The sequence below is a fragment of the Pseudomonas juntendi genome (assembly GCF_009932375.1).
Taxonomy (GTDB): Bacteria; Pseudomonadota; Gammaproteobacteria; order Pseudomonadales; family Pseudomonadaceae; genus Aquipseudomonas; species Aquipseudomonas juntendi.
The window spans coordinates 1-19,401 of the sequence record NZ_BLJG01000232.1 but is presented as its reverse complement, the minus strand read 5'-3'; the positions used below and the strand labels follow the sequence as shown (position 1 = coordinate 19,401).

Below are 19,401 nucleotides of genomic sequence, written 5' to 3'. Positions count from 1 at the left end.
CTCGTGGCCTCGGAGAGGCTTACGAGCTTCGCGGGCACGCCCGCTCCCACAGGGGTCACGCATTTATTGAGTGCAGCGCCAAACGTGTGGGAGCGGGCGCGCCCGCGAAGGGCTGCAAAGCAGCCCCAATAACGCTTAAAGGACAGGCATCCCCCTTCGGGGCGTTTTTTTGCCTGCGTGTTGGTCAGCCTGGGCCGCGAGAAGGCGGCACAGGCCAACGATCAACCACGGGCCTGGGCGATGATCTCGATGTATTCCTGCGCATTGCGCTGGTCGGCGATCTGCTCGACGAAGGTTTTGCCGTGTTCGTCCTTGCCATCCAGGTCCAGGCCGGCTTCGACGAAGAACCCGACAAAACGCTGGAAGTCGTCCACACGCAGGCCGCGGTAGGCTTTCACCAGTTTGTGCAGCGAGGGTGAGGTGACGCCATCGGCCGGCTCGAACTGAAGGAACGACTTGATGTAGTCGTCGCTGATTTCGTCACCGATTACCTGTTTCTTGTCTTTACGCATTGCCGGCTCCATCTGGACCATCACGGAATTTCGAAGGCCGGCAGTTTACCCCCCGCAGGCCGCGCGCCTCAACGCGTACGTACGGTGCCCGTGTGCAGGTCGGCCCAGATGTGGCCGTTGCCATAGGTGAGGAACTGCACATACAGCGTTTCGTTGCGCAGCAGGTCCATGATCACCCGGTAGTCGCTGAGGGGGTAATTCAGGCTCAAGGTGCGGGTCTTGTCGTCGTACACCGGTTTCTTGAGGCTCTTGGCGGCCTCACCGTCGAATGTCAGCAGCACCTGGGCAATGGTCGCCCCCTTGCTCAGCGGCTTGCCCTTCAGGCGCACTTGCAGCGACGAGGTGATCGGGATCGGCTGCTGGTCGGACTGCCGCTGGGCACCGACTACCACCGAGTAGTCGGTCACTTGCAGCAACTGCTGGCTGGTGGGTGCTTCCTGACGCAGGGCCAGGTCGTCCGGGGGCAGGAACTGGCTGTGCAGCGGTGCAGCGGCCAGCGGCAGGCTGACGGCCACCAGAAGGGGGAGAAACGCACGCATGTGAGGCTCCTTGTATGAAGCCCCACTCTAGCACGTGGCCGTTTTTACAGGCCCTTGACGGCGAAGATGCCGTTGGCGTTGCGCCAGTAGCCTTTGTAGTCCATGCCATAGCCGAAGATGTAGCGGTCGATGCAGGGCAGGCCCACGTAGTTGGCCTTGAGGTCCGGGCTGGCTTTGCGGTCGTGGTCCTTGTCGATCAGCACGGCGGTGTACACCGAGCGCGCGCCGGCGTGCTTGCAGAACTCGATGATGGCACTGAGGGTATGGCCTTCATCGAGGATGTCGTCGACGATCAGCACGTCGCGGTCGATGAACGACACCTCGGGCTTGGCCTTCCAGAACAGCTCGCCGCCACTGGTCTGGTTGCGGTAGCGCGTGGCGTGCAGGTAGGAAGCTTCCAGCGGGAACTGCAGGTGGGTCAGCAGTTTGCCGGAGAAGATCAGGCCACCGTTCATCACGCAGAAGACCACAGGGTTCTTGTCGTGCAGGTCCTTGCAGATCTGCTCGCCCACCTTGGCGATGGCCGCTTCGACCTCGGCTTCGGTGTACAGGCAGTCAGCTTCACGCATGACTTGACGGATATGCTCGAGATCGGCGGACATGGCGCGCTCCGGGGGATTTTGGAAAAGCGGGCAAAGGTACGCATCCGCTCGTCACAGATCAAGCGTTTATGGACTAACGTGCAGAATGACCAGACGACAGCGCAGGCTGAATAGATTAATCTAGCGCGGTTTTTTTGCCCGCCTTTCGGAGCCCCCCTATGCCCACTCGTGAGATCCGCCACCCGCTGATCCGCCACAAGCTCGGCCTGATGCGCCGTGCCGATATCAGCACCAAGAATTTTCGCGAACTCGCCCAGGAAGTCGGCGCTCTTCTGACTTATGAAGCCACCCAGGACCTGCCGCTCGAAACCTACGAGATCGATGGCTGGTGTGGCAAGGTCGCGGTAGAGAAAATCGCCGGCAAGAAGATCACCGTAGTGCCCATTCTGCGTGCCGGCATCGGCATGCTCGACGGCGTACTCAGCCTGATCCCGGGTGCCAAGGTGAGCGCGGTCGGTGTTGCCCGCAACGAAGAGACCCTCGAAGCCCACACCTACCTGGAAAAGCTCGCCCCGGACATCAACCAGCGCCTGGCATTGATCATCGACCCCATGCTGGCAACCGGCGGCTCGATGGTTGCCACCATCGACCTGTTGAAGAAGGCGGGCTGCAAAGAGATTCGCGCCATGGTCCTGGTCGCGGCACCAGAAGGCATCGACGTGGTGGAAAAGGCTCACCCCGATGTACAGATCTACACCGCCTCGATCGACCAGCGCCTGAACGAGCACGGCTATATCGTGCCGGGCCTCGGCGATGCCGGTGACAAGATCTTCGGCACCAAGCAAAAGGACGCCTGAACATGCAGGACGGCTTCAACGACCCGCTCTGGCGCCAGGTCGTTTCGGGCGCGCAGATGCTCTTCGTGGCATTCGGTGCGCTGGTACTGATGCCACTGATCACCGGCCTGGACCCGAACGTCGCGCTGTTCACCGCGGGTATCGGTACCTTGCTGTTCCAGTTGGTCACCGGCCGTCAGGTCCCGGTGTTCCTGGCTTCCAGCTTCGCCTTCATCACCCCGATCATTCTCGCCAAAGGCCAGTTCGGCCTGGCCGAGACCATGGGCGGCGTGATGGCCGCAGGTTTCGTGTATACCTTCATGGGCCTGATGGTGAAAATCAAAGGCACCGGTTTCATCGACCGCATGCTGCCGCCCGTGGTGATCGGGCCGGTGATCATCTCCATCGGCCTGGCCATGGCGCCGATTGCTGCCAACATGGCGATGGGCAAGGCTGGCGACGGGAGCGTGCTGCTGCCGTACAAGACAGCCATGCTGATCTCCATGCCGGCGCTGCTGACCACACTGATCGTCGCCGTGTTCGGCAAAGGCATCTTCCGCCTGGTGCCGATCATCGCTGGCGTGCTGGTGGGTTTTGCCCTGTCATTTGCCTTTGGCGTGGTCGACACCGCCAGAATCGCCGCTGCCCCCTGGCTGGAAATGCCCAACTTCACGGCACCAGCGTTCAACTGGCAGGCCATTCTGTTCATCGTTCCGGTAGCCTTGGCACCTGCGATCGAGCACATTGGCGGGGTTATCGCGGTTGGCAGCGTAACCGGCCGTGACTACCTGAAGAAGCCCGGCCTGCACCGCACCCTGCTGGGTGACGGCCTGGCCACCACCGCCGCCGGCCTGTTCGGCGGCCCGCCCAATACCACCTACGCCGAAGTGACCGGTGCGGTGATGCTGACCAAGAACTACAACCCGAAGATCATGACCTGGGCGGCGGTATTCGCCATTACCCTGGCATTCATCGGCAAGTTCGGCGCGCTGCTGCAGAGTATTCCGGTGCCGGTGATGGGCGGCATCCTGTGCCTGCTGTTCGGCTCGATCGCCGCGGTAGGCTTGAACACCATGATCCGCCACAAGGTCGACCTGGCCGAAGCGCGCAACCTGGTGATCGTGTCGGTGACCCTGGTGTTCGGTATTGGCGGGGTACTGATCGGCAGCGGTGATGGCCCGGATGACTGGGGCCTGAAGGGGATTGCACTGTGTGCCATCGTGGCGATTGCCCTGAACCTGATCTTGCCTGGCAATGACGGCTGGAAGCACAAGAAGCTCGAGGATCAGCAGCCTTGAGCCACCCTTGACCTGAGCGCCCACAGGGCAGCAAAACACCCTGTGGGAGCGGGTTCACCCGCGAAAAGGCCGGTTCACTCAGGCCTTTTCACACATGTCCGCCAACACCCTTACCCACTGCGGGTGGTCGTTCAAGCACGGCACCAGCACCAGCTCCCGCCCGCCGGCCTCGACAAACTGCTCACTGCCGCGCATGCCGATTTCTTCCAGCGTTTCGATGCAGTCGGCCACGAATGCCGGGCACATCACCAGCAACTTCCTGACCCCCGCCTTGGCCAGCTCGTCCAGGCGTGTTTCGGTGTACGGTTCGATCCACTTGTCACGCCCCAGCCGCGACTGGAAACTCACCGACCACTTGCCGTCGGGTATACCCAACTGCGCCGCAAACGCTTTGGCGGTCGCCAGGCACTGACCCCGGTAACACACCGCGCGCACCTCGGCGCTGGCATCTTTGCAGCAGTCGGCTGCACGCAGATCATGCTTGCCGCGCGTGCCGCGCGGGTACAGCTTTTTCAGGTGCCGCTCCGGCAGCCCATGAAAACTCAGCAACAGGTGGTCGTAATCCTGTGCCAGGTAAGGTTCGGCGCTGGCCGCCAGTGCCTGGATATACGCGGGGTGCTCGTAGAACGGCTGCAGCACCCGCATTTGCAACGGCAACTGGCGCTCTTGGATGGTCTGTTTCGCCAACTCCACGACCGTGGTCACCGTACTGTCCGCGAACTGTGGGTACAACGGCGCCAGGGTAACCCTGCGCACGCCCTGCGCTGCCAGACGCGCCAACACATCCTCCAGCGCCGGCTGGCCGTAACGCATGGCTATTTCAACCGGCCCATGCGGCCAATGCTCGACCATGGCAGCCTGCAGGCGGCGGGTCAGCACCACCAACGGCGAGCCCTCTTCCCACCAGATGGACGCATAGGCATGGGCCGACTGCTCCGGTCGCTTGATCAGGATCAACGACACCAGCAGCCGCCGCAGTGGCCAAGGCAGGTCCACCACGTATGGGTCCATCAGAAACTGGTTGAGGTAGCGGCGTACATCGGCCACCGAAGTGGAGGCCGGGGAACCCAGGTTGACCAGCAGCAGGGCGTGATCAGTCATGCAGCGTCCTATGTCAGAGGCGGCTGGACAGGTCGTCCAGGGCCGATTGCAGATCATTGAAGCGGAAGGCGAAGCCCGCCTCCAGCAAACGTACCGGGCGCGCACGCTGGCCGCCCAACAGCAAGGTCGACAGCTCGCCCAAGCCGGCCTTGAGCAGCAGTGCCGGCACCGGCAATAGCGCCGGCCGATGCAGCGCACGGCCCAGCCGCCTGGCGAACTCGCGGTTGCGCACGGGCGTTGGAGCGCAGGCATTATAAGGACCGCTGGCGTCCTTATGCTGCAAGAGAAAATCAATCAGGGCGACCTGGTCGTCTATATGGATCCACGGCATCCACTGCCGACCGTTGCCCAACGGCCCACCCAGCCCCAGCTTGAAGGGGATGCGCAAGCGCGACAAAAAGCCGCCATCGCTGGCCAGCACCAGCCCGGTACGCACCAACACCACACGGATGCCCTGGGCCTGCGAGCGCTGGGCTGTTTCTTCCCAGGCTATACACAACTGGCTGGCGAAATCTTCCCGCACCGGGGGCGAGGCCTCGGTCAGTTCGCGCTCACCGCCGTCTCCGTACCAGCCCACCGCTGACCCGGATAGCAACACCTCAGGGCGCTGTTCGCGGGTGCCCAGCCAAGCCAGCAGCTGCTCGGTCAGGGCAATGCGGCTAGCCCACAACAGGTTGCGCCGGGCGGCCGTCCAGGGCCGGTCGGCAATCGGCGCCCCCGCCAGGTTGACCACTGCATCGAGCTGATCGTCTGCCTCCAGTTGCTCAAGCCGGGCGATGCCACGCACCCCGGCGCCGCAGAGTTTCGCCACCTCCTGTGGCCGCCGGCTCCACACTGTCAGCCGGTGGCCCTGGCTGAGCCAGTACTGGCACAGGTGCTTGCCAATCAACCCGGTACCGCCTGTCAGCAATATATGCATGCCTGTGTCCTCGCAGATTGCAGCGGTGGTCTATTTTTAACATCAAGGCACTTTTTTGACCCGACGCTCTCGGATAAACATAGGCCAACCTGTCCGGCAAAGCGGAATTACCTTATACAATATTTTTGCTTTGTACAGGTTTTCCTGACAGCGTAGTCTGCTCATAGCAAGGTTTGAAGAGGCCATCATGACAGTACCTATTGCCATCATTGGTGCCGGTATCGCCGGCTTGTCTGCCGCCCAGGCTTTGCAGAAGGCCGGGCGGTCGGTGCACTTGTTCGATAAAGGCAAGGGCAGCGGCGGGCGCATGGCCAGCAAGCGCAGCGAGGCCGGCGCCCTCGACCTTGGCGCGCAGTATTTCACTGCCCGCGACCGGCGCTTTGTCGAGCAGGTCCAGCAATGGGTGGCTGCAGGCTGGGCAGAGCAGTGGAAACCCCAGCTGTACAACTACCGCGACGGCACCCTCAGCCCCTCCCCCGACGAGCAGACACGCTGGGTAGGCGTGCCGCGCATGAGCGCGATCACCCGCGGCCTGCTCAAGGACGTGACGGTGAATTTCGACTGCCGCATTGCCGAGGTGTTTCGCGGCAAGCAGTACTGGCACCTGCAGGATACCGACGGCTGCAGCCACGGCCCCTTCAGCCGCGTGGTAATTGCCGTGCCGGCGCCCCAGGCGACACCGCTGCTGGCCGCCACGCCCAAGTTGGCCGCCGTGGCGGCCGGCGTGCAGATGGAACCCACCTGGGCCGTGGCCCTGGCATTCCAGGCCCCGCTGGATACACCGATGCAAGGCTGCTTCGTGCAGGACAGCGCCCTCGATTGGCTGGCACGCAACCGCAGCAAGCCTGGCCGCGACGAGCAGCCCGATACCTGGATATTGCACGCAACGGCAGACTGGAGCCGGCAGCATATCGACCTGCCCAGAGAGGCAGTGATCGAGCATCTGTACGGCGAATTCGCCGAACTGATCGGCTGCGTGGTGCCCGCGCCCGCGTTCTCCCTGGCCCACCGCTGGCTGTATGCCCGCCCGAGCAGCAACCATGAGTGGGGCGCCCTGGCCGATGCCGACCAAGGCTTGTATGCATGCGGCGACTGGTGCTTGTCGGGGCGTGTAGAAGGCGCCTGGCTCAGCGGCCAGGAAGCAGCACGGCGACTGCTCGAACATTTGGACTGATTTCACCTTATACAAAAAAACTGGTTTGCATAACTTCCGCACTGTGCTGGAATAAACCTGTACAAGTTTTTACAAACGTACAGGTTTTTGGAGGCAGTCATGCTAAACCCGCCCACCCACAGCAAGCCGCGTATTGCCATCAGCGCCTGCCTCACCGGGCACAGCGTGCGCTATAACGGCGGCCACAAGGCCTCCGACCTGTGTCGCACGCAACTGGAAGAACATTTCGAATGGCTGCCTGTTTGCCCCGAGGTAGCCATCGGGCTAGGCGTGCCTCGCGATCCGATCCGCCTGGTTGGCGACCCGAACAACCCTGAAGTGGTCGGCACCCGCAACCCGGGCATGGACCTGACCGGGCCGCTACGCAGCTATGGCGAGCAGATGGCCGCTGAGCTGGGTGACATCTGCGGCTATATCTTCATGCAGAAATCGCCCTCCTGCGGCTTGGAACGGGTCAAGGTCTATCAGCCAAACGGCCACCCTGCGGTGCAGAGTGGTCGCGGCGCCTTTGCCCAGGCTTTCTGCGCGCTACGCCCCGACCTGCCGGTGGAAGAGGAAGGCCGGCTGCATGACCCGGTGCTGCGCGAGAACTTCATAAGCCGTGTCTATGCCTATGCCGACTGGCAACGCCTGCTGGCCGAAGGCCTCAGCCGGGGTGCCTTGGTAAGCTTCCACTCGCGCTACAAGTACCTGTTGATGGCCAACAACCCTCAGGCCTACCGCACCCTCGGGCGCCTGCTCGGCAGCATGAGCAAGGACGATGACCCGCAACAGGTGGGCCAGCGGTATTTCAGCCAGCTGATGCAGGCGCTGCGCCGCTGTGCCAGCCGTGGCACCCACTGCAATGTGCTGCAGCACCTCAGCGGCTATTTCAAGGACACCCTCACCCAGCAGGACAAAGCCGAGCTGCAGACGATCATCGGCCAGTACCAGCAGGGCGTCGTGCCGCTGGTGGTGCCACTGACGCTGCTCAAACACCACCTGCGCAAGCATCCGGACCCGTACCTGCTTCAGCAAACCTACCTGCAACCCCACCCTGAAAGCCTGGGTTTACGCAATGCGGTCTGAGGTGCTGTTGCCAATAGGCGAGTTGGCCCGCCGCACCGGGGTGAACCCGGTCACGCTGCGCGCCTGGGAGCGCCGTTATGGCCTGCTGAAACCACAACGCACAGCGAAGGGGCACCGCCTGTACCCACAAAGTCAGGTGGAACGGGTGGAAACGATCCTGGCCTGGTTGCAGCGGGGTGCCTCTGTTGGCCAAGTGCGCGAATTGCTCGACAAACCAACCAGCAGCGCGCCCAAAGGCGACTGGCAAGCCCGTCAGTACGAGCTGGTCGAAGCCATCGCCAGCCTGTCGCAACGTAACCTGGACCAGCAACTCAACCAGGCCATGGCGCTGTATCCGGCTCTGACCCTGTGCGAACAATTGCTGCTGCCCTTGCTCGACCTGCTCAACCTGCGCTGGGGCAGCTACTTCAACGCGCGGCTGGAGCAGGTGTTCTTCTACGGCTGGCTACGCAGCAAGCTGGGCGCCCGCGTCTACCACGACAACCAGTTGCTGCACGGCCCCGCCGTGCTTCTGGCCGAAGACAGCGAGCGCGCCTTCAGCCCAGGGCTGTGGCTGTGCGCCTGGTTGTTCGCCAGCAATGGCATCCCCGTTGAGGTGCTCGAGCAGCCCGTCAGCGCGGCGCAACTGCAAAGCGCAGTCAACATCTTCCAACCCCGGGCCGTGCTACTGCACCTGGGCCCGCGCATGGACGACAAAGCCTTGCTGCGTGCCCTGCAAGGGGTGCCGGGGCCGAAGTTGCTTGGTGGCAGCATGGTTGCACTGCATGAAACCCGCCTCAAAGACAGCGAACTGCCTGACCTTTTCCTGTTCGATACCCCGCAAGCGGCCTTGCGCCTGCTTCAAGCCCATGACCGCCAGCCTGTAGAGATCAATGCCCCATGCACCTGACCTGGCTGCGTAGTGACCTGCGCATCGATGACAACACCGCACTGAGCGCTGCGACCGAGCGCGGGCCGACCATCGCCTTGTGGCTGGTCAGCCCCGGGCAATGGCGTGCGCACGACGACGCCGACTGCAAAGTCGATTTCTGGCTACGCAACCTGCGCGACCTGCGCCAGGCGCTGGAAAAGCTGAACATCCCGCTGCTGATCCGCAAGATCGACACCTGGGACCAGGCGCCTCAGGCCGTACTCGATGTTTGCCAACAACACCAGGTGCAAAGCGTGCACTGGAACGAGGAATACGGCATCAACGAGCAGCGCCGGGACGCTGCTACGCGCAAGCTGCTGGAAAAAGCGGCTGTCCAGGCGCACAGCTATCTCGACCAACTGCTGTTTCGCCCAGGCACCATCCTGACCCGCAGTGGCGATTATTTTCAGGTATTCAGCCAGTTCAAAAAAACCTGCCTTGAACACCTGCACCGCAGCCTGCCTGCGCTGGCCCGGCGGGTAAAGCGCCAGGCTGCGCTGAAGATCCACAGTGACCCGATCCCGCAACATATCGACGACTTCGAAAAAACCCCGCGCGCCTTGCGTGAGCACTGGCCGGCGGGCGAGGCCCATGCACAGCAGCGCCTATCGCAGTTTCTGGACGAAACCATCGACGACTACCATAAAACCCGGGACCTGCCGGCGATGCCAGGGACCAGCCAGCTTTCGCCGTACCTAGCCGCCGGGGTGATTTCCCCGCGCCAGTGCTTGCATGGGGCCCTTGCCGCTAACAAGGGCGAGTTCGACAGCGGTAGCACGGGTGTGCAGACCTGGGTCAACGAACTGCTATGGCGCGAATTCTACAAGCATATTCTTACCGGCTACCCACAGGTCTCGCGGCACCGCGCCTTTCGCAGCCATACCGAAGCCCTGCCCTGGCGCGATGCGCCGGACGATCTCGAGGCTTGGGAGCAGGGCCGTACCGGCTTCCCGATCATCGACGCGGCCATGCGCCAGCTGCTGCACACGGGCTGGATGCACAACCGGCTGCGCATGATCGTCGCCATGTTCCTCAGCAAAAACCTGTTGATCGACTGGCGCAAGGGCGAGCGTCACTTCATGCGCCACCTCATCGATGGTGACCTGGCCGCCAACAATGGCGGCTGGCAGTGGAGCGCCTCCACCGGCACCGATTCGGTGCCCTATTTCCGCATTTTCAACCCGGTCTCACAATCGCAGCGTTTCGACCCTCAGGGGCGTTTCATTCGTCACTGGCTGCCGGAGCTTCGCGATATCGATGAAAAAACAATTCATGGTCCGATGAAATCTACGGATCTTTTCGCTGGTAATTCGTATCACAATCCAATAGTTGATCTGGGCAGTAGTCGCCAACGTGCATTGGAGGCCTTCAAGGGCCTGCCGCGACGGTAACATCAGGGGGCAGAACGTCTTGAACAACTCACGCAGTTTTTGGGTTACAGGCGCAAGCAATGGACTTGGCTTGGCGTTGTTGCAAGGGCTGCTCGACCAAGGCCACCGGGTGGCCGCGAGTGGCAAGGATGCGCCTGCGTTCGAAGCGCTGGGCGAACGCTATGGCCAGCAATTCCTGCAAGTGCCCTGGCAGTTGCACGATGCACAGCAAGCCGCTGACGCTTGCCAGCTGATCGCTCGTCAATGGCACTCACTGGACGGCGTGATCATCAATGCCGGCACCAGCGATTACCTGCCGGGCGATGTGGCTGACAGCGAATTGATCGAGGCCATCGTCACCAGCAACCAGCTGGCGGGCAAGCACTGCCTGACAGCGGTGACGCCCTTGCTGGCAAAGGGTGATTCGCCCCAGGTGATGGCTATTTTCAACCGCTACTCGGCCCTGCAGTTGTACGCGCCAAGCCAGGTAACCGCCGGTTGGAACCACCTGCCGCAGTGGGTACGTGAGCAACGTGATGCGCTCAAGGCGTTGGGGATATCGCTGACCGTGGTAGGGCCGCAGTCGCTGAAAACGCCAGTGACGCCTGCGCAAGCCTTTCCGGAGCAGTGGACGCCGCAAAGCGCCGCGCAGGAGTTGTTGCGGCGCTGGCCCGCGGCTGAGCCCGAGTTGGTGCTGGAGACGCTTGACCTCAGTGGGCTATGGCCGCTGCCGCCAAGGTGACGGCAGGCTCCCCGCCAAGCGCGAACCTGGGTCGCGCTTGGCGGTTGATGGTCGACCCGATCGGGTCAGAGCGCCATGCGGTAATGCAAGCTGTAGCTTTCGACCCCGTCATTGGGTTCTTTGATGCCGGCGTTCGAGTAGTGGATCGCACGCACACCAATTTCATGCCCACCGGCGAAGCGCAGGCCGAAGCCGATGCGGTCTTCGAACTGGAACGACGAACCCAGTTCGTTGCTTTCCAGCTCGGTGCTGGAGAAAGCTGCCACGCCGATGCCCGCCTCGATGTAGGGCTTGACCGACTGGCCGGCAAACTCGTACACGAACACGGGTGCGAACGACAGGCTGTGGTTGCTAGCCGTGTCGTCGCCGTCCCAATAGGTGTAGGCGCCGTCCCAATAGCCGGTCACGCGGCCGACGCTGGTCTGCCACCAGCTGGCATCCCAGTTCGACTGCAGCCCCAGCCGGTAGACCATCGTCGAGTCACCGGTCTGCCCTACCGAAACCGATACATCAGCAGCCTGCGCCGATACTGCCTGCCCCATGGTGAAAACGGCAGCCGCCGCCAAGCCCAGCAGTTTCTTCATGAGAAACATCCTTCATCCTAGTGCTGTTTTAATGATCGCCTCATCTCAGGCAAAGCATAGAAAGCGGCAGTGGTACGATAGTTCAGCTTTTCTTCACGTTTTTTTCACATGGCAAAGCTTTGCACATCGTCAGACTTATGCCACAGCACAGGCAGGATTTTTTTCAGGGAAGAGGGATCGGCGCTGGTCCAGAAGCGGGTAGCCTGCGCCGGTCCGGCGGCCAGCAGGCCATTGTTGCCTAGCAGCCGCTGCAACTGGCGGGCGACGGCGGCACCGGTATCGATGATGGCCACCTCTGGCGGCACCATGCCGGCCAGCAGCGGCCGCAGGAAGGGGTAATGGGTACAGCCCAGGATCAAGGTGTCACAACCAGCGGCCAGCAGCGGCTCGACATAGCCCCACAGCATCTGGCGCAGCGTGGGGCTGCACAAGTCGCCGGTCTCGATCAGCTCGACCAACCCCGGGCAAGGCTGGGTGATCACCAGCACGTCGCTGGCGAAGCGGTCGAGCAAAGCCGCGAACTTGGCGCTTTGCAACGTGCCGGTGGTGGCCAGCACGCCAACCACGCCTGAGCGTGTCGCAGCCGCGGCAGGCTTTACTGCAGGCTCCATCCCCACCAATGGCCAGTTCGGGTACAGCTCGCGCAAATCCGCCGCGGCCGCCACCGTGGCGGTGTTGCAGGCCAGCACCAGAGCCTTGGCGCCTTGCTCGCGGAAGAACCCGGCAATGCGCCGGCAGCGCTCACGGATGTAGTCCGGGGTTTTTTCGCCATAAGGCACATGGCCGCAATCGGCCACGTACAGCAGTGTCTCGTTGGGCAACAGGCGCTGGATCTCGGCGAGCACCGACAAGCCACCAACACCTGAGTCCATCACGCCGACCGGCGCCGAGCGCTCAGCCATCGCGCTTGCCGCACACGGCACACGCCGGGTCGCGCTTGACGCGCAGTTCGCGAATACGGGTGCCGAGGGCGTCGATCAACAGCAGCCGGCCGACCAGCGGCTCGCCGAAGCCTGCCAGCAGCTTCATCGCTTCCAGCGCCTGCAGGCTGCCGACCAGGCCCACCAGTGGGCCGATCACCCCCGCCTCGCTACAGGTCAGCTCGGCTTCACTGCCATGCCCATACAGGCAGTGGTAGCAAGGGCTGTAGTCGCGACGCGGGTCAAACACCGACAGCTGCCCCTCCAACCGGATTGCCGCACCGCTGACCAAGGGTTTGCCGGCGGCGAAACAGGCGGCGTTGACCGCCTCGCGCGTGGAGAAATTATCGGAGCAGTCCAGTACCAGGTCGACGGCCGCTACCGCGGCTGCCAGGGAGTCCTCGTCCAGTGCCTGGCGTTGCGCAACCAGGGTGACTTCAGGGTTGATGGCCTGCAGGCGCTGCAGCGCCGAGTCGACCTTGCTCATGCCGACACTGTCGCTGTCGTGAAGCACCTGGCGCTGCAGGTTGGTCAGGTCGACGGTATCGAAGTCCGCCAGGTGCAGTTCGCCAACCCCGGCGGCTGCCAGGTACAGGGCGACCGGCGAACCCAGGCCACCCAGCCCGACAATCAATGCCTTGCTGTGCTTGAGGCGTAGCTGGCCGTCGATGTCGATCTGCGCCAGCAGCACCTGGCGGCTGTAGCGCAGCAGTTCCAGATCACTCAGCATGGCAGGCGCCCCAGGCTGATGCGTTCATGGCCACCCAGATCGGTCCGGCTGGCCACCTCGTTGAAGCCCTGTTCGACCAGCAAGGCTCGTACTGCCGCGGCTTGATCATAGCCATGCTCCAGCAGCAACCAGCCACCCGGCAGCAGGTGCCCAGGGGCCTGGGTGACGATCACGCGCAGGTCGTCCAGGCCATCGGGGCCAGCCACCAACGCACTGCTGGGTTCGAAACGCACGTCGCCAGCCACCAGGTGTGGATCTGCTGCGGCGATGTAGGGCGGGTTGCTGACGATCAGGTCGAAACACTCACCGGCCAGGCTGTCGAACCAATGGCTGAGGCGCACCTGGGCATTGCTCAGGCCCAGGCGCTGCCGGTTGCGCTCGGCAAGCGCAGCGGCCTCTGCCACCCGGTCTACGGCCGTGACCTGCCAGGCGGGGCGCTCGCTGGCCAGGGCCAATGCGATGGCGCCCGTGCCAGTGCCCAGGTCGAGAACCCTGGCTGGGGCTGCGGGCTGCAGTTCAAGGGCGGTTTCCACCAGCAGCTCGGTATCCGGCCGTGGGATGAGCGTGTGCGGCGCGACTTCCAGGTCGATCTTCCAGAAACCTTGCTGGCCAAGGATATACGCCACCGGCTCACCGCCGCGGCGGCGCTGCAGGTACCCGGCGTAGGTCTGCGCGTCTTCGCTGCTGACTATCCGCTCGGGCCAGGTGTGCAGATAACTGCGCGACTTGCCGATGGCCGCTGCCAGCAGCAGTTCGGCATCCAGGCGTTCGGTAGGCGATTCTGGCAACTGTGCGTTGCGCAGCAGGCTGGCGATGATGGTCATCAGTCCCCCAGGGCAGCCAGTTGATCGGCCTGGTATTCGGCCAGCAGCGGCTCGATCACCGCGTCCACGCCACCACTGAGGATGTCGTCCAGCGAATACAAGGTCAGGTTGATACGGTGATCGGTCACCCGCCCCTGTGGGTAATTGTAGGTACGAATACGTTCCGAGCGGTCACCCGACCCGACCAGCAGTTTGCGCTCGCTGGCAATGGCGTTCTGGGCGGCGCTGGTCTGCATGTCGTTGAGCTTCGCCGAAAGCCAGGACATGGCGCGGGCGCGGTTCTTGTGTTGCGAGCGCTCTTCCTGACACTCCACCACGATGCCGGTGGGCAAGTGGGTGATGCGGATCGCCGAGTCGGTCTTGTTGACGTGCTGGCCGCCGGCACCGGAGGCGCGGTAGGTGTCCACGCGCAGGTCAGCCGGGTTGATTTCGATGGCCGCTTGTTCGTCTGGCTCGGGCAGTACCGCCACGGTGCAGGCGGAAGTGTGCACGCGGCCCTGGGATTCGGTCTCCGGCACGCGCTGCACGCGGTGTGCGCCAGACTCGAACTTGAGCTTGCCGTAGACGTTTTCACCTTCGACACGGGCGATGATTTCTTTGTAGCCGCCGTGTTCGCCTTCGTTCTCGGACAAAATCTCCAGGCGCCAGCCACGCTTTTCGGCGTAACGCGAATACATGCGGAACAGGTCACCCGAGAAGATCGCGGCCTCGTCGCCACCGGTGCCGGCGCGGATCTCGAGGAACACGTTGCGGCCATCATTCGGGTCCTTGGGCAGCAGCATGCGCTGCAGCTGCGCCTCCAGGGCCAGCAGTTGCTCCTTGGCTTCACGCACTTCTTCCACGGCCATTTCGCGCATGTCCGGGTCACTGTCCTTGAGCAGCGCCTGGGCACCTTCGAGGTCGTCCTGGACTTTGCGCCACTCTTTATAGGCAGCATAGACCGGCTCGACCTCGGCGTACTCGCGGGAATACGCGCGAAAGCGCGTCTGGTCGGAAATGACCTCGGCATCGCCGAGCAAGGCGGTGAGTTCTTCGAAGCGGTCCTGGAGAATTTCCAGTTTGTTCAGCAGCGACGCTTTCATTGCGGGGTTTTGTCCGTCGAGCCCTCGTTGAGGGCAAAGAGTTCCTGGGCCATGGCCAGCGCATCGACGCGCCCCTCGGCCGAGAGCTTTTTCAACTGCACGCTGGGCGCATGCAGGAGTTTGTTGGTCAGGCCCCGGGCCAATTGGGCCAGTACGTCCTCGGGGTTGCCGCCGTTGGCCAGCAGGCGCTGGGCCTTTTGCAGTTCTTCGTCGCGCAGGCGCTCGCTTTGCTGGCGATAGGCCTTGAGCACATCCACGGCAGCCAGTTCACGCAGGCGCAGCATGAAGTCTTCGGCGCCGACTGTCACCAGTTCTTCGGCAGCCTGGGCCGCGCCTTGGCGGCTCTTGAGGTTCTCCGCCACCACATCGTGCAGGTCATCGACGGTGTAGAGGTAGACGTCATCGAGCTCACCGACCTCGGTTTCGATATCGCGGGGCACGGCGATGTCGACCATGAAGATCGGTTTGTGCCGGCGCTGCTTCAGCGCACTTTCGACCGCGCCTTTGCCAAGGATCGGCAACTGGCTGGCAGTGGAGCTGATGACGATGTCGCTGTTGGCCAGCTCCTGGGGGATGTCGGCCAGCAGAACGGCATGCGCACCGAACTGTTCGGCCAGGATGCTGGCGCGCTCCAGGGTGCGGTTGGCCACCACGATGCGGCGCACGCCCTGCTCATGCAGGTGGCGGGCGACCAGGGTGATGGTTTCGCCGGCGCCGATCAGCAGGGCCTGGCTACGGCCCAGGTCGGCGAAGATCTGCTTGGCCAGGCTGACGGCGGCAAAGGCCACCGACACCGGGTTCTCGCCAATGGCGGTGTCGGTACGCACCTGTTTGGCAGCACTGAAGGTGGCCTGGAACAGGCGCCCGAGCAACGGCCCGACAGTACCGGCTTCGCGGGCCACGGCGTAGGCAGACTTCATCTGGCCGAGGATCTGGGGCTCGCCGAGCACCAGCGAGTCGAGGCCCGAGGCCACGCGCATCATGTGCTTCACGGCGTCGTGCTCTTCGTGCACGTAGGCACTGGCGCGCAGTTCGTCGAGGCTGAGGCGGTGGTAATCGGCCAGCCATTTGAGTACGGCGTCGGCGGACAGGTGGTCCTGCTCTATATAGAGTTCACTGCGGTTGCACGTCGACAGAATCGCCGCTTCGCGGCTGGACGTCAGTCGGCAGAGCTGCTGCAGGGCGTCTACCAGCTGCTCTGGGGTAAACGCCACGCGCTCGCGTACGTCTACCGAGGCAGTCTTATGGTTGATACCGAGTGCAAGAAAGGCCATGCGAGGTCGCTGGTTGTGACGGGAAGCCGATAATTGTCCTCTTTCGCAGGTTTCAGGACAACCACCGTTCGCTAATGTGCTGACAGGGCTGCGGCGTTGCGAGCGAACCACGCTGCCGCGCTGCGGTCTGCATGTGCTATGCATGGCTTCATACCTTCGCAGGTGGGTTTGCCCCCGCGCTTGTGTCATCATGCTGCGACCGCCGGTGAGTCCTCCAATAAAGCCTTCTATGAACAAACCATACGCATTGCTGCTTGCCTTCGCCCTGCTTCAGGGCTGCCAGAGCCTGGCCCCGCAAAAGGCCGAGCCTCCCGTTGCCGATGCCGCCAAGGCGGAGGCCGAGAAGCCCGTGGTGTATGGTTCTTTCAAGCAAGACACCCTTTACAGCCTGCTGGTGGCGGAACTGGCCGGGCAGCGCAACCGCTTCGATATCGCCCTGGCCAACTACACCGACCAGGCCGCCAAGACCCAGGATCCCGGCGTATCCGAGCGCGCCTACCGCATCGCAGAATACCTGGGTGCCGACGAGCCCGCCCTGGAAAATGCCTTGGTCTGGGCCCGCAACGACCCACAGAACCTCGACGCCCAACGCGCCGCTGCCATTCAACTGGCGCGCGCCGGCCGTTATGACTACTCCATGGCCTACATGGAAAAGGTACTGCAGGGTCAGGGCGACACCCATTTCGATTTCCTGGCCCTGTCAGCTGCCGAAACCGACCAGAGCACACGTGACGGCTTGCTGCAGAGCTTCGAGCGGCTGCTGGCAAAATACCCCGACAACGGCCAGTTAGTATTCGGCAAGGCCCTGCTGCTGAACCAGGACGGCAAGACTGAAGAAGCCCTGGAACTGCTCGAGTCACACCCCCCGCAAAATGGCGAAATTGCCCCGATCCTGCTGCGCGCCCGCCTGCTTCAGGCGCTGGACCGCGGCCCCGAGGCCCTGCCCCTGCTGCGCGGGGCCATTCGCGACAACCCGGACGACAAACGCCTGCGCCTGACCTACGCCCGCACCCTGGTCGAGCAGGACCGTATTGCCGATGCCAAGGGCGAATTCCTCAGCCTGGTCCAGCAATACCCCGACGACGATGAGCTGCGCTACTCCCTGGCCCTGGTGTGCCTGGAGAACAAGGACTGGGACGAGGCCGAGGGCTACCTGCAGGAACTGGTCGAACGCGACAGCAACGTCGACGCCGCGCGCCTCAACCTGGGCCGTATCCGCGAAGAGCGCCACGACCCCGCAGGCGCCCTGCGTGAATACGCCCTGGTCGGCCCGGGCCCCGACTACCTGCCGGCGCAACTGCGCCAGGCCGACATTCTCATCGCCAACGGCCGTGGCAGCGAGGCCTCGCGCCTGCTTGCCGAGGCCCGCGAAGCGCAGCCGGACTACGCCATCCAGCTGTACCTGATCGAATCGGAAAGCTACAGCAACAACAACAAGGACGCCCAGGCCAACCAGGTGCTGCAACAGGCCATCCAGCGCTACCCGGACGAGCTCAACCTGCTTTACACACGCGCCATGCTGGCCGAAAAACGCGACGACCTGGCGCAGATGGAACAAGACCTGCGCGCGATCATCGCCCGCGAGCCGGAAAACGCCATGGCCCTGAACGCCCTGGGCTACACCCTGGCCGACCGCACGACCCGCTACGCCGAGGCCCGGACGCTGATCGAAAAGGCCCACCAGCTAACTCCCGATGACCCGGCAGTGCTCGACAGCCTGGGCTGGGTGAATTACCGCCTGGGCAACCTCGACGCGGCTGAAACCTACCTGCGCCAGGCGTTTGCCAACTTCCCCGACCACGAAGTGGCTGCCCACCTGGGCGAAGTGCTGTGGGCCAACGGCAAACGCCGCGAAGCCCGCCAGGTCTGGGCCAAGGGCTTCGATGCCCAGCCCGACAGCCCCCTCCTGCGCAAGACCCTCCTGCGCCTGACCGGATCCGAGACCCTTTAACGCCATGTTTCTGCGCCATTGCATTACCTTCACCCTGATCGCCCTGCTCGCCGGCTGCGCCGGCTTTGGAAGCCGCGAGGCCCTGCAGGGCCATGGCGACCCACAGCAGTGGCGCGCCCATAAAGAGCAACTGAGCAGCCTCGACGGCTGGCAGATCAACGGCAAGGTCGGCATCCGCGCACCGCGCGATTCGGGCAGCGGCACGCTGTTCTGGCTGCAACGCCAGGATTACTACGACATTCGCCTGGCTGGCCCGCTGGGCCGAGGTGCCGCCCGCCTCACCGGTCGCCCCGGCGGCGTGGTGCTGGAAGTGGCCAACCAGGGCCGCTACGAAGCCCCCAGCCCCGAAGCCCTGCTGGAAGAGCAACTGGGCTGGCGATTGCCGGTCTCGCACCTGGTCTGGTGGGTACGCGGCCTGCCCGCCCCTGACAGCAAGAGCACACTGAGCCTTGACGGCGACAGCCGCCTGGCCAGCCTCGACCAGGATGGCTGGCAGGTGCAGTACCTTAGCTACACCGAGCAGAACGGCTACTGGTTGCCCGAGCGCCTGAAGCTGCACGGCCAGGACCTGGACGTGACCCTGGTGATCAAGGACTGGCAGCCGCGCCAGCTGGGGCAGTGAGCCCATGCACACGCTGACCCTGCCGGCACCGGCCAAGCTCAACCTGTGGCTGCACATCGTTGGCCGCCGCGCCGACGGCTACCATGAGCTGGAAACGGTGTTTCAGTTTCTCGATCACGGCGACGAACTGCACTTCGCCCTGCGCGATGACGGCGTGATTCAGTTGCATACCCCTGTCGAGGCAGTACCGCACGACAGCAACCTGATCGTGCGTGCTGCGCGCAAGCTACAAGCGCAATCAGGTTCCCGATTGGGTGCGGACATCTGGCTGACCAAGGTCCTGCCCATGGGTGGCGGTATCGGCGGCGGCAGTTCGGATGCTGCCACCACCCTGCTGGCCCTCGCCCACCTGTGGCAGCTGGATTGGGACGAAGACCGCCTGGCCGCCCTGGGCCTGAGCCTG

The 19,401-nt window shown here is 63.5% G+C and carries 21 protein-coding genes; 10 read left to right on the top strand and 11 right to left on the bottom strand.

The genetic code is table 11. The annotated features are described in order from the left end of the window. Positions 1-221 precede the first annotated feature (221 nt). The 3 genes from GYA94_RS23195 to GYA94_RS23185 all read right to left on the bottom strand — a co-directional run bounded on the left by GYA94_RS23195 (position 222) and on the right by GYA94_RS23185 (position 1,653). Positions 222-512, bottom strand: a complete 291-nt coding sequence (locus GYA94_RS23195; RefSeq protein ID WP_009682950.1) for a PA4642 family protein — start codon at positions 510-512, stop codon at positions 222-224. A gap of 68 nt (positions 513-580) precedes the next feature. Further along, a complete protein-coding gene (locus GYA94_RS23190) occupies positions 581-1,051 on the bottom strand; it encodes a hypothetical protein (RefSeq protein ID WP_054912102.1) in 471 nt (156 codons plus the stop codon). A gap of 44 nt (positions 1,052-1,095) precedes the next feature. Further along, positions 1,096-1,653 carry a hypoxanthine-guanine phosphoribosyltransferase gene (locus GYA94_RS23185; RefSeq protein ID WP_009682952.1) on the bottom strand — a complete coding sequence of 186 codons (558 nt, stop codon included), beginning with the start codon at positions 1,651-1,653 and terminating at the stop codon, positions 1,096-1,098. Positions 1,654-1,811: 158 nt separating this feature from the next. Here GYA94_RS23185 and upp point away from each other — a divergent pair, with 158 nt between their 5' ends. Both upp and GYA94_RS23175 read left to right on the top strand, forming a co-directional pair. Then, positions 1,812-2,450, top strand: coding sequence for a uracil phosphoribosyltransferase (gene upp / locus GYA94_RS23180; protein WP_009682953.1), 639 nt, complete (start codon positions 1,812-1,814; stop codon positions 2,448-2,450). A 2-nt stretch (positions 2,451-2,452) separates the two neighbouring features. Further along, positions 2,453-3,727, top strand: coding sequence for a uracil-xanthine permease family protein (locus GYA94_RS23175; RefSeq protein WP_009682954.1), 1,275 nt, complete (start codon positions 2,453-2,455; stop codon positions 3,725-3,727). A 78-nt stretch (positions 3,728-3,805) separates the two neighbouring features. Here the strand turns inward: GYA94_RS23175 and hemH are convergent, their stop codons facing one another. Beyond that, positions 3,806-4,828 (bottom strand): ferrochelatase, encoded by a 1,023-nt coding sequence (gene hemH, locus GYA94_RS23170; RefSeq protein WP_110679478.1) that lies wholly within the window; start codon positions 4,826-4,828, stop codon positions 3,806-3,808. A gap of 13 nt (positions 4,829-4,841) precedes the next feature. After that, positions 4,842-5,747: a TIGR01777 family oxidoreductase gene (locus GYA94_RS23165; protein WP_110679477.1), complete on the bottom strand. Its 906-nt coding sequence runs from the start codon at positions 5,745-5,747 to the stop codon at positions 4,842-4,844. Positions 5,748-5,934: 187 nt separating this feature from the next. On the opposite strand from GYA94_RS23165, the gene GYA94_RS23160 reads away from it, so the two are divergent. From GYA94_RS23160 to GYA94_RS23140, 5 genes are all read left to right on the top strand, one after another. Further along, a complete protein-coding gene (locus GYA94_RS23160) occupies positions 5,935-6,921 on the top strand; it encodes an NAD(P)/FAD-dependent oxidoreductase (protein WP_161893178.1) in 987 nt (328 codons plus the stop codon). Positions 6,922-7,020: 99 nt separating this feature from the next. Further along, complete coding sequence (locus GYA94_RS23155; RefSeq protein WP_110679476.1) at positions 7,021-7,989, top strand: YbgA family protein; 969 nt, start codon at positions 7,021-7,023, stop codon at positions 7,987-7,989. After that, complete coding sequence (locus tag GYA94_RS23150) at positions 7,979-8,878, top strand: MerR family transcriptional regulator (RefSeq protein WP_110679475.1); 900 nt, start codon at positions 7,979-7,981, stop codon at positions 8,876-8,878. The genes GYA94_RS23155 and GYA94_RS23150 overlap by 11 nt, the downstream gene beginning before the upstream one ends. Beyond that, positions 8,869-10,290 carry a deoxyribodipyrimidine photo-lyase gene (gene phrB, locus GYA94_RS23145; protein WP_161893177.1) on the top strand — a complete coding sequence of 474 codons (1,422 nt, stop codon included), beginning with the start codon at positions 8,869-8,871 and terminating at the stop codon, positions 10,288-10,290. The genes GYA94_RS23150 and phrB overlap by 10 nt, the downstream gene beginning before the upstream one ends. 19 nt (positions 10,291-10,309) lie before the next feature. Beyond that, a complete protein-coding gene (locus GYA94_RS23140; protein WP_161893176.1) occupies positions 10,310-11,011 on the top strand; it encodes an SDR family NAD(P)-dependent oxidoreductase in 702 nt (233 codons plus the stop codon). Positions 11,012-11,076: 65 nt separating this feature from the next. Here GYA94_RS23140 and GYA94_RS23135 read toward each other — a convergent pair whose 3' ends face one another. From GYA94_RS23135 to hemA, 6 genes are all read right to left on the bottom strand, one after another. Further along, on the bottom strand, positions 11,077-11,595 hold the full coding sequence (locus GYA94_RS23135; protein WP_054912094.1) for an acyloxyacyl hydrolase: 519 nt from the start codon (positions 11,593-11,595) through the stop codon (positions 11,077-11,079). A 104-nt stretch (positions 11,596-11,699) separates the two neighbouring features. Continuing rightward, a complete protein-coding gene (murI, locus tag GYA94_RS23130; RefSeq protein ID WP_161893175.1) occupies positions 11,700-12,497 on the bottom strand; it encodes a glutamate racemase in 798 nt (265 codons plus the stop codon). Continuing rightward, positions 12,490-13,245, bottom strand: a complete 756-nt coding sequence (locus tag GYA94_RS23125; RefSeq protein WP_161893174.1) for a molybdopterin-synthase adenylyltransferase MoeB — start codon at positions 13,243-13,245, stop codon at positions 12,490-12,492. Before GYA94_RS23125 ends, murI begins: the two co-directional genes overlap by 8 nt. Next, complete coding sequence (prmC, locus tag GYA94_RS23120) at positions 13,239-14,069, bottom strand: peptide chain release factor N(5)-glutamine methyltransferase (RefSeq protein ID WP_161893173.1); 831 nt, start codon at positions 14,067-14,069, stop codon at positions 13,239-13,241. The genes GYA94_RS23125 and prmC overlap by 7 nt, the downstream gene beginning before the upstream one ends. After that, complete coding sequence (gene prfA / locus GYA94_RS23115; RefSeq protein WP_110679471.1) at positions 14,069-15,151, bottom strand: peptide chain release factor 1; 1,083 nt, start codon at positions 15,149-15,151, stop codon at positions 14,069-14,071. The genes prmC and prfA overlap by 1 nt, the downstream gene beginning before the upstream one ends. Next, positions 15,148-16,425 (bottom strand): glutamyl-tRNA reductase, encoded by a 1,278-nt coding sequence (gene hemA, locus GYA94_RS23110; protein ID WP_009682968.1) that lies wholly within the window; start codon positions 16,423-16,425, stop codon positions 15,148-15,150. Before hemA ends, prfA begins: the two co-directional genes overlap by 4 nt. A gap of 229 nt (positions 16,426-16,654) precedes the next feature. Between hemA and GYA94_RS23105 the strand changes: the two genes are divergently transcribed. The 3 genes from GYA94_RS23105 to ispE all read left to right on the top strand — a co-directional run. After that, positions 16,655-18,376: a tetratricopeptide repeat protein gene (locus GYA94_RS23105; protein ID WP_161893172.1), complete on the top strand. Its 1,722-nt coding sequence runs from the start codon at positions 16,655-16,657 to the stop codon at positions 18,374-18,376. 4 nt (positions 18,377-18,380) lie between these two features. Then, complete coding sequence (gene lolB, locus GYA94_RS23100) at positions 18,381-18,998, top strand: lipoprotein insertase outer membrane protein LolB (protein ID WP_161893171.1); 618 nt, start codon at positions 18,381-18,383, stop codon at positions 18,996-18,998. Between the two features lie 4 nt (positions 18,999-19,002). After that, on the top strand, positions 19,003-19,401 hold a 399-nt coding region (gene ispE / locus GYA94_RS23095), incomplete at its 3' end, for a 4-(cytidine 5'-diphospho)-2-C-methyl-D-erythritol kinase (RefSeq protein ID WP_161893170.1).

What these genes read in the sequence shown, in the direction of transcription:
- GYA94_RS23175 (WP_009682954.1), top strand. Translation starts at nt 2,453, where the DNA reads ATGCAGGACGGCTTCAACGACCCGCTCTGGCGCCAGGTCGTTTCGGGC.
- GYA94_RS23105 (WP_161893172.1), top strand. Translation starts at nt 16,655, where the DNA reads ATGAACAAACCATACGCATTGCTGCTTGCCTTCGCCCTGCTTCAGGGC.
- lolB (WP_161893171.1), top strand. Translation starts at nt 18,381, where the DNA reads ATGTTTCTGCGCCATTGCATTACCTTCACCCTGATCGCCCTGCTCGCC.
- prmC (WP_161893173.1), bottom strand. Translation starts at nt 14,069, where the DNA reads ATGACCATCATCGCCAGCCTGCTGCGCAACGCACAGTTGCCAGAATCG.
- murI (WP_161893175.1), bottom strand. Translation starts at nt 12,497, where the DNA reads ATGGCTGAGCGCTCGGCGCCGGTCGGCGTGATGGACTCAGGTGTTGGT.
- GYA94_RS23135 (WP_054912094.1), bottom strand. Translation starts at nt 11,595, where the DNA reads ATGAAGAAACTGCTGGGCTTGGCGGCGGCTGCCGTTTTCACCATGGGG.
- GYA94_RS23190 (WP_054912102.1), bottom strand. Translation starts at nt 1,051, where the DNA reads ATGCGTGCGTTTCTCCCCCTTCTGGTGGCCGTCAGCCTGCCGCTGGCC.
- upp (WP_009682953.1), top strand. Translation starts at nt 1,812, where the DNA reads ATGCCCACTCGTGAGATCCGCCACCCGCTGATCCGCCACAAGCTCGGC.
- phrB (WP_161893177.1), top strand. Translation starts at nt 8,869, where the DNA reads ATGCACCTGACCTGGCTGCGTAGTGACCTGCGCATCGATGACAACACC.
- GYA94_RS23185 (WP_009682952.1), bottom strand. Translation starts at nt 1,653, where the DNA reads ATGTCCGCCGATCTCGAGCATATCCGTCAAGTCATGCGTGAAGCTGAC.
- prfA (WP_110679471.1), bottom strand. Translation starts at nt 15,151, where the DNA reads ATGAAAGCGTCGCTGCTGAACAAACTGGAAATTCTCCAGGACCGCTTC.
- GYA94_RS23155 (WP_110679476.1), top strand. Translation starts at nt 7,021, where the DNA reads ATGCTAAACCCGCCCACCCACAGCAAGCCGCGTATTGCCATCAGCGCC.
- GYA94_RS23195 (WP_009682950.1), bottom strand. Translation starts at nt 512, where the DNA reads ATGCGTAAAGACAAGAAACAGGTAATCGGTGACGAAATCAGCGACGAC.
- GYA94_RS23165 (WP_110679477.1), bottom strand. Translation starts at nt 5,747, where the DNA reads ATGCATATATTGCTGACAGGCGGTACCGGGTTGATTGGCAAGCACCTG.
- GYA94_RS23125 (WP_161893174.1), bottom strand. Translation starts at nt 13,245, where the DNA reads ATGCTGAGTGATCTGGAACTGCTGCGCTACAGCCGCCAGGTGCTGCTG.
- hemA (WP_009682968.1), bottom strand. Translation starts at nt 16,425, where the DNA reads ATGGCCTTTCTTGCACTCGGTATCAACCATAAGACTGCCTCGGTAGAC.
- hemH (WP_110679478.1), bottom strand. Translation starts at nt 4,828, where the DNA reads ATGACTGATCACGCCCTGCTGCTGGTCAACCTGGGTTCCCCGGCCTCC.
- GYA94_RS23160 (WP_161893178.1), top strand. Translation starts at nt 5,935, where the DNA reads ATGACAGTACCTATTGCCATCATTGGTGCCGGTATCGCCGGCTTGTCT.
- GYA94_RS23150 (WP_110679475.1), top strand. Translation starts at nt 7,979, where the DNA reads ATGCGGTCTGAGGTGCTGTTGCCAATAGGCGAGTTGGCCCGCCGCACC.